Here is a 16574-nt window from a genome sequence, read left to right on the forward strand (position 1 = left end):
GCCACCTCCACCCTGGAACGCTCCATGTCCAGTTCCGAAGACCCGCTCATCCTCAACGGCATCGACGGTGTCACCGGCCAGTACCTGGTGCCGCCCGTCGAGCTCCCGGCGGCCGCGGAGGTGGCCGACCCCCGAGGTGACGTCCCCTACTTCGACGCGTGGAAGCGGTGGCTCCAGGTCGTGCCCATGGGCGCCAAGACCTTCCTGCCCTTCGACGTGGATCCGACGAATCCCATCCAGGCCGGCTGGGGCGTGGTGTTCCACGCTCAGGCGTCAGAGGATCTCCGCAAGAGCCTGGAGCCGCTCATCGCCCACCGTCGCGGCCTCGTGGAATCGGATCGGATGCATGTCCTCACCTACCAGTCCGGAGAGACAGCCCATCAGTTCCTCGCGCGCTACGCGGTCGGCGTCGGTGACGTGGATCCCACGCGCGTGCCGGCCTACTTGCTCCTCGTGGGCGGACCGGACGACATCCCGTACGACGTGCAGCACTCGCTCTCCCTCTCCTACTATGTCGGTCGCCTCTCCTTCGATACCTCCGCGGAGTACACGCGCTATGCGGAAAGCGTCGTCGCCTACGAGACGGCGGCCACGGTCCCCAACCACCGGCAGGTGAGCTGGTGGGCACCGAAACACCTGGGCGACCGCTCCACGCACCTCAGCGCGGATGAGCTCGTCACCACGCTCGCCCGGGGCGCTCCCGCCAACGAGAAACCCCACTACACGAAGACGATCGCCGCGAAGCTGCGCTACGCCAACACCGCCGCCATCGAAGACGATGCGACCAAGGAATGGCTGCTCGACGCGCTCCACGGTCGGGAGGCGCGTCCGGCCGTGCTCTTCACCGCGTCCCACGGCCTCGGATTTCCCGCGAAGGATCCGCGCCAGTTGACGGACCAGGGCGCACTGCTGAGCCAGGACTGGAGCGGCTTTGGCGCGATGTCTCCCGCGCACTATGTGTCGGCGGCAGACATCCAGGACGACGCACGGCTTCACGGACTGGTGGCCTTCTTCTTCGCCTGCTTCGGCATTGGCACGCCTGCCCATGACGAGTTCCCGCTCGACCCTACCCGTCGGGGCGAAGCACTTGCCCAGGCCGCCTTCGTCGCGGCCCTGCCCCGGAGGCTGCTGTCCCATCCTGGCGGAGGTGCGCTGGCGGTCATCGGCCACGTGGAGCGGGCCTGGGGCTTCTCGATCAAGCCCTTGAACCTGGTTCAGTCCAACGTCCAGCCCTTCAACAATTCGCTCGCGTTGATCATGTCCGGCCAACCCGTGGGCTATGCGCTGCGCGACTTCCGCAGCCGCTACTCCGATCTCAACAACATCCTGTTGACCCACCTGGACACCAACACCTCCAACGGGAAGATGGCGCCCCGGGAGCTCATCCATCGGTGGATCGAACGCAATGACGCGCGCAACTACGTGATGCTCGGCGATCCCGCCGTGCGCATCCGCCACACCGACCTGCAAGTGCTTCCCTGAAAGGAGCATGACCCCATGCGAACGCTCATTCTCAGTGACCTCCACCTCGGCAACGGCGGGCCGTACGACATCTTCGCGGGCGCCGCCGAGCTGCCCGCCCTGCTGGACTCACTCACCGGCACGCCCACCCACGTGGTGCTAAACGGGGACAGCTTCGACTTCCTGCTCAACGACGACCCGCTCGCGGTGGACCCGAAGCGCACCCTCGAACAGGCCCGGGCGCTGGTGAAATCCGCGCAGACGGCGCCGTCCCTCAAGGCCCTGGGCCGGGTACTGGCCGCGGGCGGACGCGCGACGATGGTGGTGGGCAACCACGACCTCGAACTGGCCCTGCCAGACGTGCAGGCCGTGGTGCGCTCCGAGCTCGCGCAGCCCGCCCACGTGGCCTCGCGGCTGGAGTTCCGGGACGGCACCGCGCCCCTCCTGTTAGAGGTCGGTGGCGCCCGGGTGCTCGTCACCCACGGCGAACACACCGACGTGGCCAACCGCATCGACTACGACTCGCTCCTGTCCACCGAGCGCGACAGCCGCTTCCGCTATCCGCCGGGCTCCGTGCTGGTGAAGAGCCTGCTCAACCCGCTCAAGGACCAGCACCACATGCGGTACATGGACCTCTTGAAGCCAGACTTCCAGGGGGCGGTGATGGTGGCGCTCGGCGTGAAGCCCGACGCGCTCAAGGTCCTGCTGACGTCCGGCACGCTCACCCTCCTGCGACGGCTGATCCAGAACAAGGGCATCGCTCCGGCCTTCGCATTCCCCACCGACGACGCCCCCGCGGCCTCGGAGGCGGAGTCACACCTGGCGCAGGCGATCGCGAACGTGGACCTGGCGGACGATGAAGTGGACGCGCTGCTGTCCACCCTGGATCCGGAGCATCTCAACGCCTTCGAAAGCCCCGGCGCCCTGGGCCGGGCCCGCCTGAAGCTGTGCAAGGCGGGCTTCGCGCTCTACGCCCGCCTGCACCGGACGGTCGCGGGCAAGACGGGCACGGACTACTTCGCACTGGAACCGGGCAAGGACGAACTCGCGGAGAGCGAACGGCTGGGCAAGAAGTTCGGGCCGCAGGCGGTGGTCATGGGCCACACCCACGCGGCCCGGTGGCACCAGGGCAACGGGCGCGTGTTCGCGAACACCGGCACGTGGATCTCCCTGCTGCGGCTCCCCTCCCCGGACGCGTCCGACGACGAGTGGGGCGCGTACCTCGCGGAGCTCCAGGGCAACCCCGCGCTGGAGCCGTCCCGTCAGAAGCTGGCCCGGCTGGAGCACCGCTTCACCTGCGTGGAGGTCGCGCCCCACGCCACGGGAGCCACGCTGCGGCTGGCGCAGTGGAAGGACCAAGGGCTGCACACGCTGGGCAGCGCGGAGCTCAAGGCGGGAAGCTGAGCCGTCAGCGCGTCGCGGGCTTGTCGGCCGCCGCGGACAGCACGCCGTGCAGCACGGCCAGCATCACGGCGCACGCGAGGATGTGGGGCGCGACGTAGGCCAGGCCCCACTTCTCCGCGATGAGGCCCGCGAGGCTCGGCAGCGCCGCGACGCCCGCGGTGGCCGCGCTCACCTGGAAGCCCACCGCGTGCGCGGAGACGTCGGTGCCCACCCGGCGCGGCGTCTCCGACATCATGCCCGGGAAGATGGGGGCCAGCGCGAAGCCCAGCAGCACCAGCCCCACGAAGGGCGGCACGCTGGGAATCGCGAACAGCAGCGCGCCCACCACCGCGAGCCCCGTGCTCGCGCGCAGCATCCGCACCGAGCCCAGGTGCTCGACGATGAAGCCGGACAGGATGCGCCCCACCAACAGGCTGCCCCAGTAGAGGCTGACGAAGGTGCCGGCCTCGGCGGTGTGCAGGCCCCGGCCTTCCGTGAGCACCGTGAAGCTCCACTGGCCGGCCGTCACCTCCACGCCCGTGTAGAAGAAGAACGTGGCGATCTGCAGCCACACCCGGGGCCGCCGCAGCGTCTCCGCCGCGCTGGCGGTGGGCACCTGCACGCTGGCTTCACCGTCGGTTCGCACCGGCGCATCCCACTGCCGGCGCATTACCAGGAACATCAGCGCCAGCGTGCCCAGCACCACGCCGATGACCGCGTATCCCGTGCGCCACCCGAAGCCCCGCGTGAGCAGCGCCGTCATCAGCACCGGCCCCAGCGCCGCGCCGACGCTGTAGGCGGCGTGCAGCCAGTTCATGTGCTTGGGCCCGAAGTTCTGGGCCGCGTAGTTGTTGAGCGCGGAGTCGATCGCCCCGGAGCCAAAGCCGATGCAGCACGCCGCCAGCAGGAAGAGCGCGAACACGGGCACGGTCACGTACCCCGCGAGCCCCAGCGCCACCAGCCCCGTGCTCAGCGCCAGCAGCAGGCCCAGCTTGAGCCAGCGCATCAGCCTTCCCGCGAGCAGCCCGGACACGAAGTAGGCGATCGCCGCCGCGGAGAGAATGGCCCCCATGCCCGCCTGCGACAGGCCGAAGGTGCTCCGCAGCGACGGCCAGGCGACCCCGAGCACCGCGTCCGGAAGCCCCAGGCTGATGAACGCCAGGTAGGCGAGCGAGAGGAGCGCGGGACGCGGACGGGGAACGGGCACGGAAGGATTCACGGCCGCGCAACGTAGCCCGCGCCCGGGCATTCCCTCCGGGCATTTCCGTGCCATTCATCAGGGCCTTGACGTTGACACTGGTGTCAGGCCCTAGCGTCCTTTCGCAGGAGAGCAGGATGAACATCGGAGAACTCGCCCGGCGCACGGGCAGCAGTGCGCGCTCCATCCGCCACTACGACAAGGCGGGGGTCCTCACCTCATACCGGCGGGACAACGGCTATCGCGACTTCGGCGAGGAGGCCGTCCCCCAGGTGATGCAGGTGGCGCGGATGATCCGCCTGGGCTTCTCCCTGGAGGAGATCGCCACCTTCCCGCCCTGCATGCTCCGCCAGGTCACCCCCAGCGTCTGTCCGGACGCCCTCGCGGCCCACCGCGAGCGCCTCGCCGAAGTCGACCAGCAGCTGTTCGACCTCGCGCGCCTGCGGGAGCGACTGCTCTCCGTGCTGGATGCGAACGAAGCCCTTGTCCCCTCCACCGAAAGAGCCATCCATGAACCGTCGTGACGTGATGAAGACCGCCCTCGTGGGCGCAGGACTGCTGCCGGGAGTCGGCCTCGCGGCTGCCCCCGCGCCCACGAAGCGCGACAAGCCCCGGACCTACCTGCTGGTGCACGGCGCATGGCACAACGCCCTGCACTGGACCCGCGTCTCCGAGGCCCTCTCCGCCCGAGGGCATCAGGTGGTGGCCATCGACCTGCCAGGGCACGGCCTCAACGCGCGCTTCCCTGCTTCCTACCTGACGGGCCCCGCGGCCCGCTTCGCGGAGGAGCGCTCCCCGCTGGCGGACGTCACGTTGGATGACTGCGCTGACGCGGTGGTGGCCGCGTTGGAGAAGCTGAAGGGCGGCCCGAAGCCCATCCTCGTGGGCCACAGCGCGGGCGGCACCGTCATCACCCGGGCGGGCGAGAAGGCGCCGCAGCTCATCGGCCGGCTGGTGTACCTGAGCGCGTACTGCCCGCTGCGCCTCCAGAGCGCCAGCGGCTACGGCGCCCTCCCCGAGGCCCGCACCGGCCATGGCGAGAACCTCTTCATCGGCGACGCGGCGAAGGTGGGCGCGGTGCGCATCAACCCTCGCGGCGACGCGGCGTACCTGGAGGCCCTGCGCGCGGGCTTCTACCAGGACGTGGACCCCGCGGGCTTCCTGCCCTTCGCGCTCACCCTCACGCCGGACATCCCGCTGTCCCTCTGGGTGGGCAAGGTAGGCGCGACGAAGGAGCGCTGGGGGCGCATCCCGCGCAGCTACATCCGCTGCACCCAGGACCGCGCCCTGGCCCCCGCGCTCCAGGACCTGATGATTCGCGAAGCCGACGCCTTCACGCCCGGCAACGCCTTCACCGTCGAGTCCCTGGAGTCCTCGCACTCGCCGTTCGCGTCGCAGCCGGAGAAGCTGGCCTCGGTGCTGGACGGCCTGCGCTGACCCGACTCAGAAGATGGACAGGCCGGTCAGCGTCGTGAACTGATCCAGCGCCTCCATGCCCGCCACCGAGTTGCCCTGGGCATCCAGTCCGGGGCTCCACACGCACAGGCCGCAGCGGTTGGGGATGACGGCGATGATGCCTCCGCCCACGCCGCTCTTGCCGGGCAGGCCCACGCGGTAGGCGAACTCCCCCGCCGCGTCGTACGTGCCGCAGGTGAGCATCACCGCGTTGACCTGCTTGGCCTGACTGCGCGTGAGCAGCCGCGCGCCGTCCGCGCGCTCGCCATGGCGGGCGAGGAACCCACAGGCTCGGGCCAGGTCCGCGCAGCTCATCGCCAGCGAGCACTGCCAGAAGTAGTGCTCCAGCACCTCCGAGACGGGACTCTCCATGTTGCCGTAGCTGGCCATGAAGTGGGCCAGCGCGCGGTTGCGGTGGCCGTGCTCCGCCTCCGACGCGGCAATGACTGGATCGAAGTCCACCGACGGGTTGCCGCTCTCCGCGCGGAGGAAGTCGCGCAGCGTGCCCCGTGCGTCCCCGGTGAGCTGCTGCAACCGGTCGGTGATGACCAGCGCCCCGGCGTTGATGAACGGGTTGCGCGGGATGCCGTGCTCGTACTCCAACTGCACCAGCGAGTTGAACGGATTGCCCGACGGCTCCTTGCCCACCCGCCGCCACACCGCGTCCCCGTCGCGCGACAGGGCCATGGCCAGGGTGAACACCTTGGAGATGCTCTGGATGGAGAACGGCTCGCGCCAGTCGCCCACGCCGTACACGTCGCCGTCCACCGTCGCGAGCGCCATGCCGAACCGGCGCGGATCCACCGCCGCCAGCGCCGGGATGTAGGTCGCCACGCGGCCCTGGCCCACCACTGGCCGCACCGCGTTCCACACGTCGTGCAACACCGCCTGATAGTCCATGAGCCACCATCCTCATCCACAAAGGGCATTCGGCCTTTCAGAAAATCCGCGCGGCGGTGTCTGCTGCTTTCATGCGCCTCTTCTCGACCACGCTGCTCTCCCTCGCCCTGCTGGGCACGGTCCCCACGGCCTGCTGCAGCAGCACCTCCTCGGCCTCGAACTCCTGCCAGGGCCCGAGCGAAACGCCCACCGACCCCGGGAGCGTCCAGGTCACGCAGCTCGGCGCGGGGCAGTTGAACGCGGCCGGCCAGACGTGGCCGTACCAGCTCCTGAAGCTGGAGGTGCCCGGCCGGGCCGCCACCTACGCGCAGTGGTTCCCGCCCCGGAAGCCCGGTGTGTCCCCCACGGTGATGATCACCAAGCCGTATGACGGCATCACGTGGACGGGCGAGGCCGTGGACGCGAAGTGGGCGTCGCGCGGCAACGGCCTGCACCCGGACGACAGCGAGCCGCACTACGGGTCGGGTTCGTCGCCCATCGCCTTCACGCCCACGACGCCGGAGATCATCTCCGGCGAGGCGTTCATCTACCTGGCCCATGACTTCGGTGTGCTCGCCGTCTTCGGCCGCTTCTACGCGGGCGGGGACCTGCAGAACGACCGCGACGACATGAACGCGGGTATGCGCTTCCTGGCCCAGGCGTCCAACGTGGACACGTCACGCATCGGCGTCTTCGGCGGTTCCTGGGGTGGCTACGAGGCGCTCTACGCCGCGGCGGATGCCCCGGCCAGCGTCATCCCCAAGGTGGGTGTCGCCATATCCCCGCTGTCCGACTTCGCCCAGGAGGTGGACTACGTGAGCCGCGTCGTCCCCTCGCGCGTGAGCGACCCGGCGATGCGCACGCGCTACCAGCAGTTCTTCGAGCCCTACTTCCGCCGCATCTTCGCCACCACCGGCGGCGACCCCGTCACCGCGTCGGGCGCGGACTACTCGCGCTGGGACGCGGCCCACCTGCTGGACAAGGTGCAGACGCCGTTCCTCATCCTCCACGACGACTGGGACACGCTCATCCCCGTGGAGCACACGCGCGCGCTCGTGTCCCTGGCGCCCCACCGCTACACGCCGCTGTACTTCCGGAACACCGCCGCCGTGAACTGGAACACGCTGGCCCCGGACCACGGCCCCGTCCTCGCAGCGAACGGCAGCGTCGTCATCACACTGAGCGTGGCGCACCTCATCGCGAAGCTGGGCGCGGCGGACCAGACCCTGCTCATCCCCCACGCGGACGGCACCGTGCGCGCGTGGCTCCAGGGCGTGCGCGCCCTCCAGGCACAGGACCGCGACGTGACGGACGTCGCGCCCCGGCTCCTGGAGCTGACGGATCCGCGCGTGCAGATGTACGAAACCACCGTGGGCAGCGTGCAGCCCGGCGCGGCTTTCGTCGCGGCGCAGGTCAACGCGGTCTGGGGCACGGCCTTTACCAACGCGAACATCCGCGCGGCGCTGGAATCAGGTCTGCCGACGCCGTAGGCGGTCCCAAGCATCAGGACCGCGTCAGCGCAGGCCCACGCGCTTTCTTCTCAAGGGAGATGCTCCACCGTTCGAGAGCCAGATAGACCGCCATCCATGACCCATTGGAACATCCAAGCACGGGGCACGCTGGTGGTCATCGGGCTCGCCCTGGCGACGACGGGCATTGGTGGTACGGCTCGCGCCCAGGCCGGCAATGCACAAGTGGCCCTGGCGCAGGCGCCCTGCACCCCCAAGGACTCCACGGTGAGCTGCTGCGTGAAGACGCACCCGATGGCACCGGAGCGCTGTGGCGCCACGAAGCTGGAGGCGGAGGAAATCCTCTTCGCCGCCACGGTGGCCATGGAGTTGGCCAAGCCGGACTTGCCGGAGTGGAAGCGGGCCTGCATGAACAACTACGTGAGGTGCAAGGAGGAGGCGTGGAGTGGCTCCTGCTACGACTGCTTCCGGTCCTGCGAGGGGCAGCGCGGAAACTGGCCGCGTGACAAGTGCCGTCGAAAAACAGGAGACGACTGAGCATGCCCAAGGACATTGACTGGGATCCAGTACGAGCACTGGTCTCGCGTGTGGACGCGGGCGAGGCTTTGACGCTTACCCCGCAGGTGCGCGAGGTGCTGCTGCGCACCGCTCGTGAGGTGGGGATACCAGCCTCCGATGCACAGGCAGCCCTCAAGGATGTGGGCGCAGCGACGGCCCTGCTGCATGGCGCCTGGGCCCGCATCCGAGACGGCTCCATCCGCCTATCGCTCACGGAGATGAGGGCGCGGGACCTGGCGCGCGCCGGCGACAGGGCCGGCGCGCGGAAACTGCTGGAGGACCTACTCGCCGTGGAGGTGGTGCCGCTCTACCGCGAGCTGGCGGAGATGGAGTTGAAGGACCTGGACTGACGGCCGACCGACACGACACCGTGGAGCGCCGGCCCCTTCAGCGCAGGCCCGCGCGCTTCGCCAATTCCTGCGCCAGCGCGCGCAGTTCCTCCGCGCCCGACGCGTTCGGGCTCGTGTCGAACACCACCTCGTAGCCCAGGCCCGCCTGGTTGATGGACTCCGAGCGCGGGATGCGCGCGCGCAGCACCGGAACCGTCACGTCCTTCAGCGCCTCTTCCATCGCCTCATTCGTCGCGGGCGTGCGCCGATCCCACAGGTTCACCGCGGCCACCAGCTGGCCACCGTCCTCGCGCACCTCGCGCCACGCCGTTTCAATCTCCGCCAGCCCCTGCAACGCGAACGCACCCGTGGGCACCGGCGCCACCACCACGTCCGCGAAGCACATCACCGCCTCCGTGAACGCGCCGATGGAGGGCGGCGTGTCCACCAGGATGACGTCCGGCGTCCACGACAGCGTCTTCAGCGCGCGCGGCAGCGCCTGCAACCGGTGCCCCCAGCCGAACAGTTCGCGCTCCAGCGCCGCCATGCGCGGAGCCCCCGGCGCGATGTAGAGGTTCGGCCGCTTCGGCGACGCCACCACCACCTCGTCCAGCTTGTGCTTCGGCCGGGGCCCGAAGGCGTCCGCCACGCACGGGCCCTCCCGCGTCTCCAGGCCCAGCACCAGCGACGCGTGCGCCTGCGGATCCAGATCCAACAGCAGCACCCGGTGGCCCGCGTCCGCCAGCGCCGCCGCCACGTGCGCGCACAGCGTCGTCTTCCCCACGCCTCCCTTGATGGTGCAGAACGCAATCGTCGGCATGATGGACTCCGGTCCTACCAGGATTCCGCCGCCCGCTGGGCCGCGCCGGAATGGACCGCCCGCCCCATCCCGTGCGCTCCAGAATGGAGCAGCCCCCCGTCATCCCCTCACCTGCTCCAATGATTCCAGGCCCTTGGCGCTGGCACCAGACGTGCTCTGTCCCCTCCACGTCAGGGCGCCTCACAGGGGTGCCGGAAGCTTCAGGAGGAACATCATGGAAATCCGGTTCTTTGGGGTTCGGGGCAGCATCGCGGTGTCGGGTTCTCGGATTGGTGGCAACACGGCGTGCGTGGAGGTGACGAGCCAGGGCGAGCGGCTGATCCTCGACGCGGGCACGGGCATCCGCACGCTGGGCGAGGTGATGCTGCGCGAGGGCGCCCCGCAGAAGGCGACGATGTTCTTCTCCCACCTGCACTGGGACCACGTGCAGGGCTTCCCCTTCTTCACGCCCGCGTACCTGCCCACCACGGCGCTGACGCTGTACGGCCCGGGCGCCAATGGCGCGCAGGCGCTGGAGTCCACGCTGTCGCAGCAGATGCGCCCGCCGCAGTTCCCGGTGCCGCTGTCCACCATGCGCTCGAAGATGGCCTTCGGCTCCGCGGTGCACGGCCAGACGGTGGAGGTGGGCCCGTTCAAGGTGACGCCCATCGACGTGCCCCACCCGGACGGCTGCATGGCGTACCGCGTGGAGGCGGATGGCCATTCCTTCGTGTACGCGACGGACGTGGAGCTGCCGGAGCGCCTCACGTCGGACGTGGCGCGCCACTTCGAGGGCGCGGACGCGCTGTGCCTGGACGCGCAGTACACGCCCGACGAGTACGAGGGGAAGAAGGGCATGTCCAAGAAGGGCTGGGGCCACTCGACGATGATGGACGCGGCCAAGGTGGCCAAGGACCTGCACGCCGGGCGGCTGTTCCTCTTCCACCATGATCCGTCCCACGCGGACGACCTGCTGGAGGACATGGCGCAGCAGGCCCGCGGCCTGTTCCCCTTCACCGAGCCCGCGCGTGAAGGCCAGCGCATGCTGCTGGGCCGCGCGGCGGGCGCATGAGCCTCACGAGCCCCGAGCCCTGCGCTACACTGCCACGCGAGCCCTTCACGCTGCCGCCGCTCCCCGCCGCCATGCCCTCGTCCCCGCCGGATGTGTCCCAGGTCCTGCTCCCCTTTGGCGGCCTCGTCGGGCGCGAGGTGGACCTGGATGCCTTCCTCCAGACGCTCGTGGATCGCATCGCCATCACGCTGCAGGCGGACCGAGGCACGCTGTGGCTGTTGGATCCGGTGCGCCGCGAGCTGTTCAGCCGCGCGGCGCACCTGCCGGAGGTCGCGCAGATCCGCGTGAAGCTGGGCCAGGGCGTGGCGGGCTACGTGGCGGAGGCCGGCGAACCCGTGCACGTGCCGGATCCGCGCGGCGAGCGCCGCTTCTTCGCGGACATCGACCGGATGACGGGCTACCGCACCATCAGCCTGGCGGCGGTGCCGCTGCGCGACGCGGCCGGCGCGGTGTACGGCGTCCTCCAGGTGCTCAACCGCCTGGGCGGCGGCCCCTTCACGGAAGACGACACCCAGAAGCTCACCGCCATCGCGGCCCAGGTGAGCACCGCGCTCCAGACGACCAGCCTCTACCAGGAGCTCCAGCGCGCGAAGGATCAGCCGCAGGCCCCGGTGGGCTACTTCTTCAACCGCATCATCGGAGAGGCCCCGCCGCTCAAGGCGCTCTACCGGCTGGTGCAGAAGGCCGCGCCCACCGACGCCACGGTGCTGCTGCGCGGGGAGAGCGGCTGCGGCAAGGAGCTCTTCGCGCGCGCCATCCACGTCAACGGGCCCCGGCGGGACAAGCCCTTCGTGAAGGTGGACTGCGCGGCCCTGCCCGCGTCCCTCATCGAGAACGAGCTGTTCGGCCACGAGAAGGGCGCCTTCACCGGCGCCGACCACCGCATGCCCGGCAAGTTCGAGGCGGCCGACGGCGGCACGGTGTTCATCGACGAGCTGGGGGAGCTGCCCCAGTCCGTGCAGGGCAAGCTCTTGCGCGTGCTCCAGGACCGGGAGTTCGAACGCGTGGGCGGCACGCAGGCCGTCAAGGTGGACGTGCGCATCGTCGCGGCCACCCACCGCGACCTGCCGCGCATGGTGGCCGAAGGCAAGTTCCGCGAGGACCTCTACTACCGCATCAAGGTCGTGGAGCTGCTCCTGCCCCCGCTGCGCGAGCGCGGCGCGGAGGACATCGAACGGCTCGCGCGCCACTTCGTCGCCACCGCCGCCCGGCGCCACCGGCTGACGGCGCCGCGCCTGAGCGTCGCCGCGCTGGAGCGCCTGAAGCGCTACCGCTGGCCGGGCAACGTGCGCGAGCTGGAGAACTGCATCGAGAGCGCCGTGGTGCTGTCCGAAGGGGAGATCCTGGAGGAGCACCTGCCCCTGCCCTCCCTGGACCGCCCGCTGTCCTCCACGCCACCGGAGTCCATGGGCCCGGAGACCCGGGAAGCGCCCGGTACGTCGGGGGAGGCGATGCTCCTGCTTCCGCTGGCGGAGGTGGAGCGCCGTCACATCCTGCGCGTGCTGGAGGCGGTGAAGGGCAACCGCACCGCGGCGGCACGGACGCTGGAGATCGGCCGCAACACGCTCAGCCGCAAGCTCAAGGAGTACGGGCTGGCGGACGAGGGCTGAGCGTCGCCCCGCCCGTCCTGGCGGCACTCCGTCTCCCAACAGGCAGCCACCCGAGGGACGCCCTGTTCGACGGTGCCTTCCAGCGGGGGGGAAGGCCACCTCTCCTCAGGGCCGTTGTGCGAACCGCGAGGACCGGATTCCGGGAGGCGGTGACCTTGTCTCCTCCCTGGGGTTCCCCGTGCAGGACGTGCCCCGTGGGGAAGGAGCACGTCATGGCGGATATCCTGGATGTCCCGGCGAGCAGGCGGCCCACCGAACGACGTGAGGCACACACCGGCCGGATCATCCTCATCTCCCTGGTGGCCGCGCTCGGCGGCTTCCTCTTCGGCTTCGACACCTCCGTCATCAACGGCACCGTCGGAGCGCTCGAGACCCAGTTCGCCGCGAGCAGCTGGGCGTTGGGTCTGGCGGTGTCCTCCGCGTTGATTGGCTCCGCGATTGGCGCCTTCTGCGCGGGCTCCGTCGCGGACCGCTTCGGCCGCACGCGCACGATGATCATGGCCTCGGACCTGTTCATCATGAGCGCGCTCGGCTCCGGCCTCGCGTTCTCGCTCTGGGACCTGAGCTTCTGGCGACTGGTGGGCGGGCTGGGCGTGGGCGCCGCCAGCGTCGTGGCGCCCGCGTACATCGCGGAGAGCGCCCCGGCGCACCTGCGCGGACGGTTGGCGTCGCTGCAACAGCTGGCCATCGTGGTGGGCATCTTCGTGGCCCTCCTGGGGGACTTCGTCATCGCGCGCGACGCGGGCTCGGCCTCCAACCCGGGCTGGTTCGGCATCACCGCGTGGCGCTGGATGTTCTTCAGTGGCCTGCCACCCGCGCTCCTCTACGGAGTCGGCGCGCTCTTCATCCCCGAGTCCCCCCGCTACCTGGTGGCCAAGGGCCGTGAGGAGGAAGCGCTCCGCGTGCTGCGCGAAATCGAAGGGGACACCGCGCCCTCCAAGATTCTGGAGATCCGCCGCTCCGTTCGCCAGGACCGCACGCCGCACCTGGCGGACCTCAAGGGCGGCCGGTTCGGCTTCCTGCCCATCGTGTGGATCGGCATCGTGCTCGCGATGCTCCAGCAGTTCGTGGGCATCAACATCATCTTCTACTACTCAAGCGTCCTCTGGCAGGCGGTGGGCTTCTCCGAGCAGAGCTCGCTGCTCATCACCGTCATCACCAGCGTCACCAACATCCTCACCACGCTCGTCGCCATCGCCTGCGTGGACAGGGTGGGCCGCAAGCCGCTGCTCATCATCGGCTCCGTCGGCATGGCGCTCACGCTGGGCCTGCTCGCATACCTCTTCGGCACCGCGCCGCAGGACGCCACGGGCAATCCCCTCTTGCAGGGGACCGCCAGCACCGCGGCGCTCATCGCCGCCAACCTCTACGTCGTCTTCTTCGGCTTCTCGTGGGGCCCCGTCGTCTGGGTGCTGTTGGGAGAGATGTTCCCCAACCGGATCCGCGCGCTCGCGCTGTCCATCGCGGCCATGGCGCAGTGGGTGGCCAACTTCGTGGTGTCCGCCACGTTCCCGTCGCTCAAGGCGCTCGGGCTGGGCTGGGCCTACGGCCTGTATGCCGCGGCCGCCGTGTTCTCCATCTTCTTCGCCGTCCGTTTCATCAAGGAAACGAAGGGTCGCGAACTGGAGTCCATGTAGTCCCCAGGGGCAGGCGAAAATGCGCGCAAGCCCGTACACCCGTACAGGTGTACGGGCTTTCTCCAACTTCACGCGTCGCGTGGGTACAAAGACACCTGATCCATTTGACACCCGGGGTCACGGCCTTCCAGCATCTGATTCATGCTGAAACATTCCCCCTCGCGAAATCGACTTACGAGCCTTCTGCTCGCCTCCCTGTTGCTCACGCTGACGGCCTGCCCCGGTTCGGATGATCCGGATGGGGACGGCGGCACCCCTGTCACCGACGGTGGTGGCACGGACGGTGGCCCCGTCGACGAAGGTCCCGCCTTCTGTGGCGACGGCAAGAAGCACTCCACCGAAGCCTGTGACGACGCCAACACCCTGAGCGGCGACGGCTGCAAGTCCGACTGCAAGGAGATCGAGATCGGCTTCGACTGTCCGACGCCGGGCCAGAAGTGCGTGGTCGGGACGGCCTGTGGCAACGGCGTCGTGGAGGCAGGCGACACGGACGCGGGCGTGAAGCCCGAGGTGTGCGACGACCGCAACAAGGCGGACGGCGACGGCTGCTCGGCCAACTGCAAGACGGTGGAGGAAGGCTGGTCCTGCCCGTTCCAGGGTCAGCGCTGCCGCGCGGCCCAGTGCGGTGACAACATCATCGCGGGCGACGAGGAGTGCGAGGACGGCAACACCACCAAGGGCGACGGCTGCAGCGACATCTGCCGCCTGGAGCCGGGCTACAAGTGCGACCCGGGCCAGCCTTGCGCGAAGACGACCTGCGGCGACGGCAAGAGGGAAGGCACCGAGCAGTGCGACGACGGCAACCACGACATGGGCGACGGCTGCTCCGTGCTGTGCGTGCTGGAGCCCAAGTGCGTGAACGGCACCTGCGAGGCCCGCTGCGGCGACGGCGTCATCCTCCCCGGTGACACCACCGAGGAGTGCGACGACGGCAACGTGCGCGCCAACGACGGCTGCTCCGCCACCTGCAAGCTGGAGGAAGGCTTCGCCTGCACCCGCGTCACCACGGCCCCGCCGAGCTCGGTGGAGATCCCCGTCGTCTACCGCGACTTCCGTGGCAAGGGGCAGCCCGTCAATGGCAAGTACCCCGCCACCGTCCACCCGGACTTCGACGACGCCAACGGCGCGGAAACGGGCATCGTGGGTCCGCTGTACGCGGCGCTCGGCGCGGACGGCAAGCCCGTGTACGCCAAGGCCGGCCAGACCTCCGGGACCACCCACGGCAAGGTGGCCTTCGACCAGTGGTACCGCGATCAGCCCCGTGACGCTGGCATCAACGTCACCGAGGTCGGTGTGCTGAAGCTGGACAAGCAGGGCGACGGCTCCTACCTGTTCAACAACCAGACCTTCTTCCCGCTCGACAACAGCGGCTGGGTGGGCCTGGGCCTGGAGAACAAGCTCAACGACAACACCGGCACCCCGCGCAACTTCAGCTTCACCAGCGAGACGCGCTACTGGTTCGAGTTCAAGGGCAACGAGCAGCTGACGTTCCTCGGCGACGACGACGTGTGGGTCTTCATCAACCGCAAGCTGGCCCTGGACCTGGGCGGCGTGCACGGCGCCACGTCCGGAACGGTTTCGCTGGCGAACGCAGCCACCGTCGCGGGCCTCGGCCTGGTGAAGGGCAAGATCTACGAGGTCGTCGTGTTCCAGGCGGAGCGCCACACGTCCCAGTCCTCGTACAAGCTGACCCTGACCAACTTCGAAACGCAGCGCACCACCTGCGAGTCCACCTGCGGCGACGGGGACGTCGACGTGGGCGAGCAGTGCGACAAGGGCAACCTGAACGGGCCGGGCTACGGCAAGTGCAGCCTGACCTGCATCTGGAACGCCCGCTGCGGCGACAGCAAGATCCAGTACGACGCCGGTGAGACCTGCGACGACGGCAACACCAACAACGACGACGACTGCCCCAACAACTGCGTCTACGATCCGGGGTGAAGTCCCATGAGCCCCGGCGCCTTCACGGCCGGGGTCCTCCTCCGCCCTGACCTCACAGGGTCCGGGCGAGCATGAACGCGGCGGCCAGGGACAGTCCCCCGGCCGCCGCGAAGTGCTTCCAGGCCCCGCGGGACAGCATGCCCCCGGTGCCCAGGGCCTCGTCCCCCAGCACCACCAGCGCCGGACGCCCTCCGCGACCGCGCAACTCCCAGGTGCCGTCGCGGGGCCCGCGCCGCAGCTCCCCCACCACCAGACACGCCTCGCCCGGGGTGCCCACGCGCTCCCAGGACAGCGCCTCCGCGGGCGGCCCCAGGAGCTCCGCCTGGGTGAGGGCGGGCGCGGATACGCAGCGGCGCACCTCCACCGGGGCCACCAGCGCGGAGGGCGCGAAGCCCACCGTCGCAAGCGTGCGCTCCCCGCGCAGCATCAGCACCGGCGCATAGGCGCGCTCCCGCGACAGCAGCGGCCCCTTGTGGCCATGGTCGCCCACCGCGTGCACCGCCGCGTCGTAGAAGGCGCAGGGCACGCCGCCCGGCGACGTCAGCGTCTGCGGAGACTCCAGGCGGCCCCGGTACACGCCAAAGCCCGGCGGACGTCCCGCGCGCAGGGCCGCCACCGCCTCATCCAGCGACAGCGGCGCCGCGCCGACCAGGGCCTCCGCCCGCTGCTGACGCGCACTTTCGACACAGGCGACGAGGAGGGCACGCGCCGCATGGTCCTGCGCCGATTCGACTTCAACGGCAAGCCCACCTTCGAGTCGTATCCGCAGCGAAGCATCAGTGA

15 protein-coding genes are annotated in these 16574 nt (G+C 69.8%); 11 read left to right on the plus strand and 4 right to left on the minus strand.

Annotation, left to right across the window (positions count from 1 at the left end; all coding sequences use genetic code 11):
- The first annotated feature begins 24 nt into the window (after window positions 1-24).
- Complete coding sequence (locus tag D7X74_RS13000) at window positions 25-1482, plus strand: C25 family cysteine peptidase (RefSeq protein WP_158622226.1); 1458 nt, start codon at window positions 25-27, stop codon at window positions 1480-1482.
- A 15-nt stretch (window positions 1483-1497) separates the two neighbouring features.
- Window positions 1498-2865, plus strand: coding sequence for a metallophosphoesterase (locus D7X74_RS13005; protein ID WP_120533263.1), 1368 nt, complete (start codon window positions 1498-1500; stop codon window positions 2863-2865).
- Window positions 2866-2869: 4 nt separating this feature from the next.
- Here D7X74_RS13005 and D7X74_RS13010 read toward each other — a convergent pair whose 3' ends face one another.
- The gene (locus D7X74_RS13010) at window positions 2870-4051 is read right to left on the minus strand and encodes a sugar MFS transporter (protein ID WP_233602079.1); all 1182 of its coding nucleotides are present in this window, start codon (window positions 4049-4051) and stop codon (window positions 2870-2872) included.
- Window positions 4052-4179: 128 nt separating this feature from the next.
- On the opposite strand from D7X74_RS13010, the gene D7X74_RS13015 reads away from it, so the two are divergent.
- Both D7X74_RS13015 and D7X74_RS13020 read left to right on the plus strand, forming a co-directional pair.
- Window positions 4180-4566 (plus strand): MerR family transcriptional regulator, encoded by a 387-nt coding sequence (locus D7X74_RS13015; RefSeq protein ID WP_120533265.1) that lies wholly within the window; start codon window positions 4180-4182, stop codon window positions 4564-4566.
- Window positions 4553-5479, plus strand: a complete 927-nt coding sequence (locus D7X74_RS13020) for an alpha/beta fold hydrolase (RefSeq protein WP_120533266.1) — start codon at window positions 4553-4555, stop codon at window positions 5477-5479. Before D7X74_RS13015 ends, D7X74_RS13020 begins: the two co-directional genes overlap by 14 nt.
- Before the next feature lie 6 nt (window positions 5480-5485).
- On the opposite strand, the gene D7X74_RS13025 is transcribed toward D7X74_RS13020, so the two are convergent.
- Complete coding sequence (locus tag D7X74_RS13025) at window positions 5486-6397, minus strand: glutaminase (protein ID WP_120533267.1); 912 nt, start codon at window positions 6395-6397, stop codon at window positions 5486-5488.
- A gap of 71 nt (window positions 6398-6468) precedes the next feature.
- Between D7X74_RS13025 and D7X74_RS13030 the strand changes: the two genes are divergently transcribed.
- From D7X74_RS13030 to D7X74_RS13040, 3 genes are all read left to right on the plus strand, one after another.
- Window positions 6469-7866, plus strand: a complete 1398-nt coding sequence (locus D7X74_RS13030; protein ID WP_120533268.1) for a S9 family peptidase — start codon at window positions 6469-6471, stop codon at window positions 7864-7866.
- Window positions 7867-7962: 96 nt separating this feature from the next.
- A complete protein-coding gene (locus D7X74_RS44180) occupies window positions 7963-8382 on the plus strand; it encodes a hypothetical protein (RefSeq protein WP_233602080.1) in 420 nt (139 codons plus the stop codon).
- A gap of 2 nt (window positions 8383-8384) precedes the next feature.
- Entirely contained in the window at window positions 8385-8753 is a 369-nt protein-coding gene (locus D7X74_RS13040) for a DUSAM domain-containing protein (RefSeq protein WP_120533269.1), read from the plus strand.
- A 37-nt stretch (window positions 8754-8790) separates the two neighbouring features.
- Here the strand turns inward: D7X74_RS13040 and D7X74_RS13045 are convergent, their stop codons facing one another.
- Window positions 8791-9552: a ParA family protein gene (locus D7X74_RS13045; RefSeq protein ID WP_120533270.1), complete on the minus strand. Its 762-nt coding sequence runs from the start codon at window positions 9550-9552 to the stop codon at window positions 8791-8793.
- Between the two features lie 214 nt (window positions 9553-9766).
- On the opposite strand from D7X74_RS13045, the gene D7X74_RS13050 reads away from it, so the two are divergent.
- The 4 genes from D7X74_RS13050 (at window position 9767) to D7X74_RS13065 (ending at window position 15791) form a co-directional block, all read left to right on the plus strand.
- Window positions 9767-10603, plus strand: a complete 837-nt coding sequence (locus D7X74_RS13050) for an MBL fold metallo-hydrolase (protein WP_120533271.1) — start codon at window positions 9767-9769, stop codon at window positions 10601-10603.
- Entirely contained in the window at window positions 10600-12213 is a 1614-nt protein-coding gene (locus tag D7X74_RS13055; protein WP_120533272.1) for a sigma 54-interacting transcriptional regulator, read from the plus strand. Before D7X74_RS13050 ends, D7X74_RS13055 begins: the two co-directional genes overlap by 4 nt.
- A gap of 212 nt (window positions 12214-12425) precedes the next feature.
- Window positions 12426-13850, plus strand: a complete 1425-nt coding sequence (locus tag D7X74_RS13060) for a sugar porter family MFS transporter (RefSeq protein WP_120533275.1) — start codon at window positions 12426-12428, stop codon at window positions 13848-13850.
- 141 nt (window positions 13851-13991) lie between these two features.
- On the plus strand, window positions 13992-15791 hold the full coding sequence (locus D7X74_RS13065) for a DUF4215 domain-containing protein (protein ID WP_120533273.1): 1800 nt from the start codon (window positions 13992-13994) through the stop codon (window positions 15789-15791).
- A 52-nt stretch (window positions 15792-15843) separates the two neighbouring features.
- Here D7X74_RS13065 and D7X74_RS13070 read toward each other — a convergent pair.
- On the minus strand, window positions 15844-16574 hold a 731-nt coding region (locus tag D7X74_RS13070), incomplete at its 5' end, for a hypothetical protein (protein WP_199741815.1).

Source organism: Corallococcus sp. CA047B (assembly GCF_003612065.1).
GTDB classification, from domain to species: domain Bacteria; phylum Myxococcota; class Myxococcia; order Myxococcales; family Myxococcaceae; genus Corallococcus; species Corallococcus praedator.